Below are 12,013 nucleotides of genomic sequence, written 5' to 3'. Positions count from 1 at the left end.
CGTCGCCTCAGGCGTCGAAGAGCGACGAGATGGACTCGCCGCTGTGGATGCGTCGGACGGCCTCGGCGAACAGGGGCGCGACTGAGAGGACGGTCAGCCGCTCCAGGTCGCCGGCCACCCGCGGGGGGACCGTGTTGGTGCAGACGATCTCTTTGAGATCGGGCTGGGCGTTCAGCCGCTCGACGGCCGGGCCGGTGAACAGGCCGTGCACGCAGGCCGCGGTGATCGAGTTGACGCCGACCTCGCGCAGCTTGTCGAACAGTTCGATCAGCGAACCGGCGGTGGCGATCTCGTCGTCGAGGACGATGACGTCCTTGCCGCGGACGTCGCCGACGATGCTGTCGATCACCACCCGGTCGTCGGTCAGCCGGCGCTTGGCGCCGGCCGCCACCGGCACATCGAGCAGCCGCGCGAAGTGGTTGGCCTCTTTGACGTTGCCGAAGTCGGGCGACACCACCACCGCGTTGGACAGGTCGCCGTTGTTGCGGAAATGCCTGGCCATCACGTGGTTGGCGCTGAGGTGGTCGACCGGCATCTCGAACATGCCGTGCACCTGCGGCGAGTGCAGCGCCATCGTCACCACCCGCTGGGCGCCCGCCTTGTGCAGCAGGTCGGCCACCAGCCGGGCACCGATCGAGATGCGCGGGGCGTCCTTCTTGTCGCTGCGCGCGTAGGCGTAGTGCGGCATCACCACGGTCAGATGCCCGGCGGAGGCGCCGCGGGCGGCGTCCAGCATCAGCAGCAGCTCGACCAGGTTCTCCTGCACCGGCGGCACCAGCGGCTGGACGATGAAGACGTCCCGCTTGCGGCAGTTGCCGTCCAGATGAACCTGCAGGCAGTCGTTGCTGAAACGGGTGGTCTCCGACGGTGAGAGCGGAATGCCGAGCAGATCGCAGATCTCCTGCGCGAACTCACGATGTGCGGAGCCGGAGAAGACGGTGATGTCGCTGGCCACGGGACGTGACCTTAGTGGACGCCGTCGCCGCGACGTGCGCAGGGCCGAATACTGTTCGCCGACGCTGCTTACTTATAGCCTTGCGGCCATGTCGGAACACACCCCCAAGGACCGACCCATTCGGCGACGCCCATGCCCTCACCAAACCGCCGGACGACGGTGAGCGCCCCCGCGGTGGACGCCGCCGCACTCAGCCGCGCCGTCCACGACGGACAGCTCGTCGCCTGGTACCAGCCGATCATCGACCTCAGCACCGGGAGCGCCGTCGGCGTCGAAGCGCTGGCGCGCTGGCCACGGCCCGAGGGCATGATTGCGCCGGCGGAGTTCATCCCGCTCGCGGAGGCGAGCGATCTGGTGATCGAACTCGATCTGGCGATCATCCGGCACGCACTGGCCGACCTGCGGCGGTGGCAGCGCACCCGTCCCGGCTTCGAGCTCAGCATCAACCTGTCCGGACGGCACCTCGACTCCCCCACCGGGGTCACCGAGCTGGTGGCGATGGTCGAAGCCGCCTCGGTCGCCCCCGGCACCATCTGCGTCGAACTCACCGAGACCACCCGTCCGGACGCCGCCGACCAGGGCGCCCCCGCTCTGGAAGCACTCCGGGCCGCCGGCATGTCGGTGTGGCTGGACGACTTCGGCGCCGGCTTCTACAACCTGCGCGACCTGATCCGGCTGCCGGTGGACGGCATCAAGATCGACCGGGAGTTCACCGCACAACTCGAGCACCCGCGCGCCGCACCCCTGATCGGTGCGCTCACCACCGCCGCGCATCAGATGGGGCTCCGAGTCACCGTCGAAGGCGTCGAGACCACAGCCCAAGCCGACGTCGTCGCCCGGCTGGGCTGCGATCTCGGCCAGGGCTACCTGTGGTCGCGGCCGTTGCCGGTCGACGAACTAGAGGGCTGGCTCAGCGCGGCACCGGCGGCGTCTGAGTAGAGCGGGCCGAGTCCCAGTTCGCAGCCCGCGGCGGCGACCACCTCGGCCTCGGATTCGGTGACGATGCCGGGTGCGATCACCCGATAGCCGAAGGCGTTCGCCGTCTCGACGGTGAGCCGCAGCAGCAGGTCACCGCCGCGGGTGTCGAGCAGTCGCGGGTCGAGCTGGACGAAGTCGAACGGTGCCCGGGTCCACCGGTCGGTTCCGCTGTCGTCGCCGCCGAAGCTGTCAGCACAGATCCGGACGCCGAGGGTGCGCAGCTGCCGCAGGGTGTCCAGCACCCGCGCGCCGCCCACTTCGTCGGACGGCACCAGCAGCATCAGCCGGTTGGCGACGAGTCCGGCCTCCAGCGCGGCGTTCACCTCGGCCACGATGGTGCCCTGGGAGAGATGGCGTCCGGTGACCGGCACCACCAGCCAGCCGTCGCCCGGGCGGGTCAGCACGCCGCGGCGCAGCACCCAGCCGTCCAGGTCACACATGTTGTCGGTGCCCCGGGACAGCGGCAGCAACTGCCGCCGTTGCCACAGTGCGCCGGCCGGATCCGGCACCACCACCTCGAGTTCCTCGCCGGCCAGCCGGTCGGTGCGCAGGTCGATGATCGGACTGGTCTGCACCGACGCCGTATCGTCGCGAAGCGCCCCGACGATCGCGGTCTGCACCGCGGCCCGCCGCTCGATCTCGGCCCGTTGCGACGGCGCGAACACCTCGACGCGTCCGCGTCCGGTCGCTTTGGCCCGGAAGACGGCATGGTCGGCTTCCTGCAGCAGCCGTTCCGGGTCGATGGTCAGGTCGCTGTTGATCGTCACACCGATGCTGGCGCCGATCCTGGCTTCGCGGCCCGAACTCAGCTGGATCGGCTCGGCGAGGTCTGCGACCAGTCGTTCGGCCACTCCGACCGCGCTCACCTCGTCGGCCACCGGTTCGAGCAGCACCACGAACTCGTCGCCGCCCAGCCGGGCAACCACGTCACCGCCCCGGACGCCCTCCTGCATGCGGCGTCCGGCGACCTCCAGCACCTGGTCGCCGGCGGCATGGCCGAGGGTGTCGTTGACCTGTTTGAAGCCGTCCAGGTCGATGTACAGCAGACCCACCACGTCACCGGAGCGGCGGGCCCGGCTGAGTGCGCTGCGAATCAGTTCGAGCGCCTGGGCCCGGTTCGCCAGGCCGGTGAGGGCATCATGGGTGGCCTGGTGGGCAAGGGCGATCAGGGCACGTTCACGTTCGGCGCGCGCCTGCTCCATCGCCGTCATGGCGACGCCGATCCTGGCGATCACCAGGGCACAGATCACCACCCAGCCCGCCACCAGCGGCCAGACGTCGACGTCCTGCCCGATCAGTTCCTTGCCGGCCAGCAGCGCACCCGGCATCACCAGCGCCAACGCCAGTGCGATCAGCCCGGTCCGGCTGAACCCCCGCTCGGCCTCACGGCTGGCTTCGGGCGCCCCCGCCATCGACGGATGCAGCGCAGCCGCCGCCCAGAACAGGTAGGAAGCCATCCAGATGACCTCGAGGTGATCGCTCGAGGCCCAGGTCAGCTGCTCCAGCGCCGAGGCCAGCAGGTCGGCGAGCAGCAGGGTGCCGGCCCCGGAGACCAGCAGCCAGAAGGCGGGCGTCCGTCCCCAGGGCGCGCCGACCAGCGGCACCAGGATCGCGGCCAGGACCACGTCGGCAATCGGATACGCCAAGCTGATGGCCGCCGCGACCGCCGAGACACCCAGCGCCGACAGCGTCGGCTGGGCCAGGGCGACCCAGGTCAACAGGCCCAGCGCCATCATCAGGATGGCGCTGTCCAGCAGGCTGGCCAGCCCACGCCGCCAGCGTTCCCGGCTGAGCAGCAGCAGTCCGAGGCCCATCACCGGATAGCCGACCAGATAGATCGCGTCGGAGGGGGCCGGGAACTGTTCCTCGCCGAGCAGGTCGCCGTAGATGGCGCCCACCAGGTCGGCCACGCCCCAGATCACGTGAGCGGCCGCCATCAGGTACCAGGGCAGCACCCGGGTGGGGCGGTGCATCCGGACGCCGACGACGATGCTGGCTGCCGCGATCGGGCCATAGACCGCGAACGCGATCGATCGCGGCAGGCCGTCCGGCAGCAGCCTGCTGACCAGGATGCCGACCGCGCCCACCGCGAGCAGCAGCCACCACCCGGACGAGCGCAGGGTGTGCGAGGGTGCCGCGACACTCATCGCTCCGGCCTCAGCCATCGAGCGACCTTCGCTCGGTCTGCGCCTCGGCCGGCCCGTACTGGGCGACCAGCGTGGGTACCCGGGCCGGAGGCCGGCCGGTGCGCAGCGCAACGACGGGTGTGCCGTCCGGCAGCCCCTCGACCACCCCGTCCGGCGTGTGGAAGACCCACAACGCGATCGTCCGGTAGGCGGCCCAGTCACCGAACCGCACCCGGAACGAGGCGATCTCGGCGTCGTCGGCGCTGCGCACCCGGACGGCTTCGAGCACGATCGGCTCGCTCTGTCCGGGCAGCACCAGTTCGATCTCGGACGCCGACGGCAGCGCCCCGGTCGGCATGGCGATGGCCACGCCGCCCAGGGAGATGTCCAGCAGCCGGCCGTCCACACCGTTCACCCGGATCGGCGCGCTGACCCCGACCCGGTAGGCGTTGCGCCGCGAGGTGGCGAACTCGACGGCCTGGATGCGCCGGATGCCCATCACCAGCACCGCGCCGGCCAGCACCACCCAGGCACCCGCGGTCACCGTCGAGGAGGGCGACGTCCGCCACGGCACGACCCCCGCCACGCCGGCACCGGCGTACAGCACGACGGCGACGAGCAGCCCCAGCAGCCACCACAGGATCTGCGGCACGTGCCCGCGCAGCCGCTCTTCGGCACCCGCCTTGGGGGTGACCGCGAAGTCCAGTGAGCGGCGGGTCAGGAGCCACCACAGGCAGGCCAGGCCGACCGGGATCCGCAGGATCCGCAGCGCGAACGCCGTCCCCCAATGCAGATGCTGCCGGTAGAGCCGCCGCGCACCCCACAGCCGGATCACGAAGAGTGCGACGAACACCACCATGAACACCCACGGGTCGGCGGTGGACACCTGCGCGCCGCTGAGCAGCACCACCACCGGGATCATGAAGCCCAGCACAGTCGCCACGCCTTCCAGCCACCACACCGTGGCGTCCAGGTATTCGTAGTAGCCCCGCCAGGACAGCCAGCGCTTCGCGGCCCAGAGCCGCTCCTGCACCAGCACCTGCATGCAACCCATCCCCCAGCGGCGGCGCTGCAGCAGGTACTGCTCCGGGGTGTCCGGGGCCAGACCCAGGGCGAGAACCTGGTGGTGATAGGCGGACGTCCACCCCGCCCTGATCAGCAGCATCGTGGTGTGGAAGTCCTCCACGATGGTGTCGGTGGCGATCCCGCCGATCTGCTGCAGCGCGCTCACCCGGATGAACGAGGTGGAGCCGCACCACGACGTCCCGGCCCCGGCACGGTCACGGGCCGGAAGCTGGACGTGGAAGAAGACGCCCTGCTCGCCGGTGTCACCGTCGTCGTCGAAGGCGCCGGAGTTGTAGTAGTTCTGCGGCGCCTGGACCAGCGCGAGTTCGGGGTCCCGGAACCAGCCCAGCGTCGCGGTGAGGAAATGCGGCAGCGGAACATGGTCGCAGTCGAGAACGCCGATCACGTCGATCGGTTCAGCACCGGCCGCGACCTCGGCGGCCATCAACCCCAGGGCGTGGTTCATGTTGCCGGCCTTGGCGTGGGTGTGCTGATCGCGCCGGACGTAGCGGGCGCCGTAGCTCTCGCACAGTTCGCGCACCCAGGGCCGGTCACCGTCGTCGAGCACCCAGGTCTGGTGGGCCGGTTCCAGCGCGACGGCGGCGGCGATGGTCGGGGCGATCACCTCGACGGGTTCGTTGTAGGTCGGAATGAAGACGGCGGCGCGCAACCCGGGCTCGACGGTGGTCACCGGTTCGGGGCCCGAGCAGTCCAGGTTCCACAGGTTGATCGCCCGGATCACCAGCCCGGTCACCGGCAGCACCTCGAACGCCACCAGCACCCAGGCCGCGACCAGGTTCCAGCCGCTCGGCGGCATGGTGAACATGATCCGCCAGGTGCCGTAAACGACGATCGCCGTGATCGAGACCAGCACCCCGATGTGCGCCCAGGTACGGGAGCGGCGGGTCTCGGCGCCCAGCAGCCGCAGGCCCGGCGTCCAGCCTGCGAGGCGGGAATCGGGGGCGGAGGAGAAGCGTGCCGTGTCGGCGCGGAAGGACGAGCGGCGCAGGGTGCGCGGAGCCTGCTCGTCGGTTGTCGGTGCCGGGACGCCGTCCACCTCTGCGAGGGGCGGGTTGGACAGCTGGGACCGCTGGTGGTACACGGTGAGGTCTCCTCGGAGTCGCCGAAATAGGCTCCCCCGAGTGCGCTCAGCTTAATCGCAGGAAGCCGCCACGCGAAAATCAGCTCAGCGCAGGCCGGAGAGGTTCGCTTGGAACGCCGGGGACGGTTCTTTTCGTTCCGCTCTGGCACGCCGGGGACGGTTCTTTTCGTTCCACTCCGACACGCCGGAAATGGTCCTTTTCGTGCCAATCCTCGGCTCCGGTGGGACGAAAAGAACCGTCCCCTCGTACCGCCCGCTGGGACGAAAAGAACCGTCCCTCCGTGTCACTCGGGCGCGGCGTCCGTGAGCCCCTGCCCTATCCCGCCGGTTCCTAACCGCCGCCGAAGGTCGCCCGCAGCACCGTTCCGTGGGGTTCGGACGGCTCGATGGCCAGTGACCCGCCGAGTTCCTCGCAGCGCTGCCGCATCGACTCGGTGCCGACCCCGCCGTCCCGCGGGCCGGCGTAGCCGCGTCCGTCGTCGGTGACGGTCAGGACGAGATACTCGGCCGTTCGCTCGACCCGCACCGTGACCGCGGACGCGCCGGCGTGCCGCACGCAGTTGGTGAGCGCTTCGTCCAGGACCCGGTACAGCGCCACCTCGACGGCGGCCGGCACGCTCTGGAGCCGGCCCGGCAGCGCCAGGTCGATCCGCAGGCCGGTCTGCGCGTGCCTGTCGACCACCCCGGACAGTGCCGCCGCCAGCCCACGGTCCAGCGCCGGCGGACGCAGACCCTCGATCGCCCGGCGCAGCTCGGCCGACGCCAGGCCCAAGTCCTCCTCGATGGCATGGACGGCCGAGTCGTCCGGAGCCCCACCGAAGCCGGCCAGGGCCGCCCTCAGCTGCATCCGGGCACCGCTCAGCGCGGGCCCGACCCCGTCGTGCAGGTCCTTGCGCAGTCGGCGACGCTCCTCCTCGCGGGCGGTGACCAGCCGCTCCCGCGCCTGCTGCAGATCCCGGATCAGGGCAACCGTCGCCGCGGGCGCCGCGACCTGCAGGGCCAGGGTGTCGAGCAGTCTCCGCTCACGTCGCGTCCACGGCTCGTCCGGGGCCCGCTGCTGGACGGCCAGTTCACCGATCCGGGTGCCCCGGTAGCGCAACTCGCGGGTGGTCAGCGGCCAGGGACGCTGCGTGCCCCAGGCCCGTGCCGGACGGCTCTCCGGCTCGAGCAGGACGGCCACGTAGGGCGCACGGAGGCCTTCGGCGACACCGTCGACGACCACGGTCAGCATGTCGTCGGGTGTCAGCGCGGTACCGACGCCCCGGGCCAGCGACGCGAGCAGCTCGACCGGTCGTCCGCTGGACCCGTACAGCCACCGGTCGATCAGCCGCTGCAGCCAGATCCGCAGCGGCAGCACCGCGACCACCGCCGCGGCCGCCGCGAAGGCCTCCGGCACCACCGCCCATCGCATCGCGACCACCAGAGCCGCCACCCCGGCGTAGACACCGGCGACCACCAGGGTGAGGGTGCCGTAGAGCAGCGACCGGTGCACCACCGTTTCGATGTCGTACAGGCCGTACCGAGCAATCGCGATCACGCCCGCCGCCGGGAAGACCAGCGCGATCATGATGGCGATGTAGGGCACGTTGACGGTCTCCAGAACCATCCCCAGGATCAACAACGCGGTGGACGCCGCGGCCCAGATCAGCGGGCCGCGGTCGGACGCCGGTGCCCGTTTGATCCGGACCACGATGGCGGCCAGTGCCAGCATCGCCGCCGCGAGCACCGCGACCAGCCCCACACCGGCGAGCACCTGGTCCCAGCCGGGAGCGGCCCGTTCGGTCATCGGCTGTCCCCCCGTCCGCGCCATCAGCGCGGCCAGTCCGACCAGGCCACAGCCGAGCGCCGCCGCAACCACGGCGATCGCGGGACGCCAGCGTGGTGATGGCGGCCTGCCGTCCGGGAAGAAGCAGCCGCTCAGCGCCAGCAGGGCATAACTGGGAAAGGAGGCCCAGCTGGCTATCACCAGCGCCGGCCCCGATGTGGCCAGCGACATGCCGACCGACGCCGCCGCGAGAACCCCGACCAGCAGCAACAGCCAGCCGTAGCGATTGGCGGGCGCATGGCTGGCGATCCGGGCACCGACGACCAGCATCGCGACCGCGAGCACACCGTCGCGGATGACGACCTCGCCGCCGGTGAGCTGATCGATGATCAGGCTGCCCAGTGACACCACCAGGCCGGCGCCGGCGATCGACCAGGCCAGCACCGGGGCCCGCCCCGCCACCGCAGCCATGATTCGGGGCCCTAGCCGGTCAGCAACCGAACACCGCACACCACCATCGGCGGAACGGGTTCCCCGTGTTCGCCGGGCCGTCCGCGATCCACTCGGCCTGGTCCAGCACGGGCAGCCCCATGTCGGCGATCGACCAGGCGTCGTCCTCGGTGGAGAAGGCGCGCTCAACCGCCCGCCACACTGCGGCCACGGTGATCACCACCGTGCCCTGCGGCAGTTCGACCGGGTCGTCGGAATCGGGTCCGGAGACGACGGCCAGCTTCTCGTAGAGCTGGTCGACCCAGGCCTGCAATGAGGGCGTCGCATCGACGACCAGGCAGCGGCGCGGTGCGACCGCGGGGGCGAGTGGCTCGTCGGTCATGGTTCGGGCTCCTGTCTTATCGGTGGCCGCACAGTACGGCCCATCGACCTGAAGTTGGGCCGACCGCTGACATTGATACGTAGTTTTCCTACGATTCGGCCATGGAATCCACCGCAGGACCGGCGACGGTGCTGCTGGTCGACGATCATCCCGTCGTCCGCCGGGGTCTGGCGGCGATGCTCAACGGGGTGCCCTGGGTCGGCCGGCTGATCGAGGCCGGGACGGTCGCCGAGGCGCTGCGGCTCGGGGTCCTCGACTCTCCGGACGCCGCGGTCGTCGATCTCGGGCTGCCGGACGGCGACGGCGTCAGCCTGATCCGCCGGCTGCGGCACGCCGTCCCCGATTGCCTGGTGCTGGTGCTCACCATGACCCAGGACGACGCGACGGTGCAGGCCTGCCTGGCCGCGGGCGCCACCGGCTACCTGCTCAAGGAATCCGCGCCGGACGCCCTGCTGCCGGCGCTGCGCACGGTGCTGGACGGCGGCCTGGTGCTGGGGCCGAAGGTCGCCACCGCCGCCCTCAGCGGTACCCGTGGCGGGGTACCGTCGCCCTTCGACCTGCTCAGCCCGCGGGAGTTGCAGCACGTGGGGCTGTTGGCCGCCGGGCTGTCCGGCGGGCAGATCGCCGACGCGCTGAACGTGACCGAGAAGACCGTCCGCAACCAGATGGCGGCGATCCTGGCCAAGCTCGGCATCAGCGATCGGGTGCGGCTCGCGCTGCTGGCCCGCGACGCCGGCCTGCACGAGCGGTGAGCGTCGTCCGGGTGAGAGGCCTGCCCGTCCGGGCGTTCTTCCCGACCGTCGCGGGCGGATCTCCCCGCCGCGACCCCTCCGCCGAACACACGCTGAAGCATGACCACACAGATGCTCAGCCCGGTCGCGGATCAGCGTCGCGACGACTGGCCCGACGATCTGCTGGAACGGCTCGCCGCCGGCGACTCCGCACTCTGGGCGGACGTCGTCCGAGCCTTCCGGCCCTGCCTGCTGGCGCGCGCGTCCGAGGTCGGCTTGAAGCCCTGGCAGCGCCAGGACATGGAGCAGCGGGTCTGGCTCGCGCTGCTGCGCAACGCCACCTCGATCCGCAACCCGGCCTGCCTGCCCGGCTGGCTGTCCACCACCGCACGCCGGACGGCGCTCACCGTGCTGCGCGAGGAGAGCCGGGAGCTTGTCGTCGACGAGTTGCCGGAACGCACCACGCCCGCCGAGAGCGACATCGAACGGCGCTGCCTGGACCGGCAGCAGTTGCGCGAGCTCCGCGCGGCGGTGGCCCAGCTTCCGCCCCAGCAGCGGGCGGTGGTCCGGGGCCTGCTCCGCGACCTGTCCTACGACCAGATGTCCTCGCTGATGGGCATGGCGATCGGCAGTATCGGACCCACCCGACAGCGTGCCCTGAGCCGGCTCCGAACAGTCCTGGACGCCGCATGACGTACTGCCCGCCACCGCTGGTCGAGCTTGTCGAGACCCCTCACCGACGTCCTTGCTCTGGGCCCTCGAAAAGCTCTACCAACGACACCTGGTACCCAGAGAGGATCCATCCATGACTCAGGATTCACTGCCGTTCCCGCACCGCAGACCGTTCCGGGTGGTCGTCCGGCTCAACGCCGAGCTACCCACCGACCCCTACGACGAGCTGCGTGAGGCGGCGGAGAGACTCGGGCTGCGAGAGCTCGAGGACGCCCTGACCGAACTCGGTGTCCCCACCGCCCGACTCGTCCCGAGAACAACGATCGACCCCGCCGAGCTGCGTGCCCGGGAACTGGAGGCCAGAGAGGAGGACCGGGCCGATCCCGAAGATCCGGCCAGCATCGAGGATCCCAACGACCCGGAACTCGCCGTGAGCCTCACCCAGTACTGGCTGGTCGACCTGAGCGGCAGCCCGCACTATCCGGTGGAGGTCGCAGCTCGGCTCGAGCAGGTCGACGGCGTCGAGCTGGCGTACCCGGAGCTGCCGGTGATCAACGCCGGCGGCCAGGACGGAGCGGCCGGGCCGGCGTCTCAGCCGAGCCACCTGGATCGGGCGCCGATCGGCAGCAACGTCCGCTGGGCATGGGAGGAGCGCGAGCAGTACGGCGAACAGGTGCGGGTCCTCGACGTGGAGTCGGGCTGGCTGTTCGACCACGAAGCACTCAAACCGCTCGGGGTGCAGCTGGTGGGCGGGGTCAACCAGGACGGCGTCGGCGGCTTCAGCGGCGGCCACGGGACGGCGGCCGTCGGCATCGTCGCCGGCACGTTCGTGGCACCCGCCGGGGTGTACGGCGTCGCGCCCCGGGCGGGGGTACTGGCGGCGTCCCCGTTCAACGGCGACCTCCCCGTCCTACCCTTGGCCGACGTGCTGACCCAGGCCTTGTTGTCGTTGCGGCGCGGCGACGTGGTGCTGATCGAGGTGGCCGCACTGGAGGGCGGCACCACGACCAAGTGGCAGCGTCCGATCGAACGGCAGGTTGACGTCCGGGCCGCGATCAGGCTGCTCACCCGCTCGGGGATCGTGGTCATCGAACCGGCCGGCAACGGCGACACCGACCTGGACAGCCTCGAAACGGCGTCCGGACGCAGCCCACTCACCCCGGGCGAACCCGGCTACGTCGACTCCGGCGCGGTGATGGTGGGTGGTGCGTTCGTGGATCCGAGCCGTCCGGACGCCCCGAAACGCTGGGTGAGCGGGGATGATCCCGGGGTGGGGTCGAACTTCGGCCGCCGGGTGGACTGCTTCTCGTGGGCGCGGAAGGTGCGCACCAGCGGCTGCCGGCCGTGGGGTAACTGCAAACCCCCGACCTCGGCCTATCAGAGCTTCAACGGCACCAGTTCGGCCAGCGCGATCATCGCCGGTGTCGCCGTTCTCGTGCAGGGCTTGCACAACAACGCCGGGCAACCGCTGCCCAGCTCACGTCGGCTCCGCCGGGCGTTCCGGGACGCCGGCACCGGCACCGCGTCCGAAGCCGATGCGGGCATCGGCGCGATGCCCGACCTCGAGCTGGTCGCCGCGTTCCTCGGCGTCTAGAGCACGGGCCGTTCCGGGGCCGGCTTTCGTCATCCCGGCGCCCTTTCGTCATCCCGGCGAACGCCGGGATCTCCGCACCGGCCCGAGGAACTACCGCTCAACGCACCACCACTGGTCCGAGATCCCGAGGCAAGCCCGGGATGACGAGGGCGCGACGAACGCCAGCGGCGCCGCACCCCGAGGGGGGCGGCGC

General features: G+C 71.0%; 9 protein-coding genes. 4 read left to right on the top strand and 5 right to left on the bottom strand.

All coding sequences use genetic code 11. The features are described 5' to 3' along the window. Positions 1 to 7 precede the first annotated feature (7 nt). On the bottom strand, positions 8 to 955 hold the full coding sequence (locus QM624_RS07350; RefSeq protein WP_415090307.1) for a ribose-phosphate diphosphokinase: 948 nt from the start codon (positions 953 to 955) through the stop codon (positions 8 to 10). 132 nt (positions 956 to 1,087) lie between these two features. Here QM624_RS07350 and QM624_RS07345 point away from each other — a divergent pair, with 132 nt between their 5' ends. Further along, positions 1,088 to 1,894: an EAL domain-containing protein gene (locus QM624_RS07345; RefSeq protein WP_415090305.1), complete on the top strand. Its 807-nt coding sequence runs from the start codon at positions 1,088 to 1,090 to the stop codon at positions 1,892 to 1,894. Here QM624_RS07345 and QM624_RS07340 read toward each other — a convergent pair. The 4 genes from QM624_RS07340 to QM624_RS07325 all read right to left on the bottom strand — a co-directional run bounded on the left by QM624_RS07340 (position 1,819) and on the right by QM624_RS07325 (position 8,823). Continuing rightward, entirely contained in the window at positions 1,819 to 4,098 is a 2,280-nt protein-coding gene (locus QM624_RS07340) for a diguanylate cyclase (RefSeq protein ID WP_415090303.1), read from the bottom strand. The genes QM624_RS07345 and QM624_RS07340 overlap by 76 nt on opposite strands. Next, positions 4,091 to 6,226 carry a glycosyltransferase family 2 protein gene (locus QM624_RS07335; protein ID WP_415090300.1) on the bottom strand — a complete coding sequence of 712 codons (2,136 nt, stop codon included), beginning with the start codon at positions 6,224 to 6,226 and terminating at the stop codon, positions 4,091 to 4,093. Before QM624_RS07335 ends, QM624_RS07340 begins: the two co-directional genes overlap by 8 nt. Positions 6,227 to 6,557: 331 nt before the next feature. Beyond that, positions 6,558 to 8,453: a sensor histidine kinase gene (locus QM624_RS07330; RefSeq protein ID WP_415090298.1), complete on the bottom strand. Its 1,896-nt coding sequence runs from the start codon at positions 8,451 to 8,453 to the stop codon at positions 6,558 to 6,560. 28 nt (positions 8,454 to 8,481) lie between these two features. Further along, the gene (locus tag QM624_RS07325) at positions 8,482 to 8,823 is read right to left on the bottom strand and encodes a hypothetical protein (RefSeq protein ID WP_415090296.1); all 342 of its coding nucleotides are present in this window, start codon (positions 8,821 to 8,823) and stop codon (positions 8,482 to 8,484) included. A 101-nt stretch (positions 8,824 to 8,924) separates the two neighbouring features. Here QM624_RS07325 and QM624_RS07320 point away from each other — a divergent pair, with 101 nt between their 5' ends. From QM624_RS07320 to QM624_RS07310, 3 genes are all read left to right on the top strand, one after another. Continuing rightward, positions 8,925 to 9,575, top strand: coding sequence for a response regulator (locus tag QM624_RS07320; RefSeq protein ID WP_415090294.1), 651 nt, complete (start codon positions 8,925 to 8,927; stop codon positions 9,573 to 9,575). Positions 9,576 to 9,674: 99 nt separating this feature from the next. Then, positions 9,675 to 10,247 carry an RNA polymerase sigma factor gene (locus QM624_RS07315; RefSeq protein ID WP_415090292.1) on the top strand — a complete coding sequence of 191 codons (573 nt, stop codon included), beginning with the start codon at positions 9,675 to 9,677 and terminating at the stop codon, positions 10,245 to 10,247. A 112-nt stretch (positions 10,248 to 10,359) separates the two neighbouring features. Next, a complete protein-coding gene (locus QM624_RS07310; RefSeq protein WP_415090290.1) occupies positions 10,360 to 11,820 on the top strand; it encodes a S8 family serine peptidase in 1,461 nt (486 codons plus the stop codon). The last annotated feature ends 193 nt before the right edge of the window (positions 11,821 to 12,013 follow it).

The sequence above is a fragment of the Micropruina sp. genome (assembly GCF_047606365.1).
In the GTDB taxonomy this organism is placed as follows: domain Bacteria; phylum Actinomycetota; class Actinomycetes; order Propionibacteriales; family Propionibacteriaceae; genus Micropruina.
The sequence above is the reverse complement of the archived record's forward strand: the minus strand, read 5'-3'. Positions and strand labels throughout refer to the sequence as shown.

Coding starts and splice junctions, on each gene's coding strand:
- QM624_RS07320 (WP_415090294.1), top strand. CDS start 8,925: ATGGAATCCACCGCAGGACCGGCGACGGTGCTGCTGGTCGACGATCAT.
- QM624_RS07315 (WP_415090292.1), top strand. CDS start 9,675: ATGACCACACAGATGCTCAGCCCGGTCGCGGATCAGCGTCGCGACGAC.
- QM624_RS07325 (WP_415090296.1), bottom strand. CDS start 8,823: ATGACCGACGAGCCACTCGCCCCCGCGGTCGCACCGCGCCGCTGCCTG.
- QM624_RS07345 (WP_415090305.1), top strand. CDS start 1,088: ATGCCCTCACCAAACCGCCGGACGACGGTGAGCGCCCCCGCGGTGGAC.
- QM624_RS07340 (WP_415090303.1), bottom strand. CDS start 4,098: ATGGCTGAGGCCGGAGCGATGAGTGTCGCGGCACCCTCGCACACCCTG.
- QM624_RS07310 (WP_415090290.1), top strand. CDS start 10,360: ATGACTCAGGATTCACTGCCGTTCCCGCACCGCAGACCGTTCCGGGTG.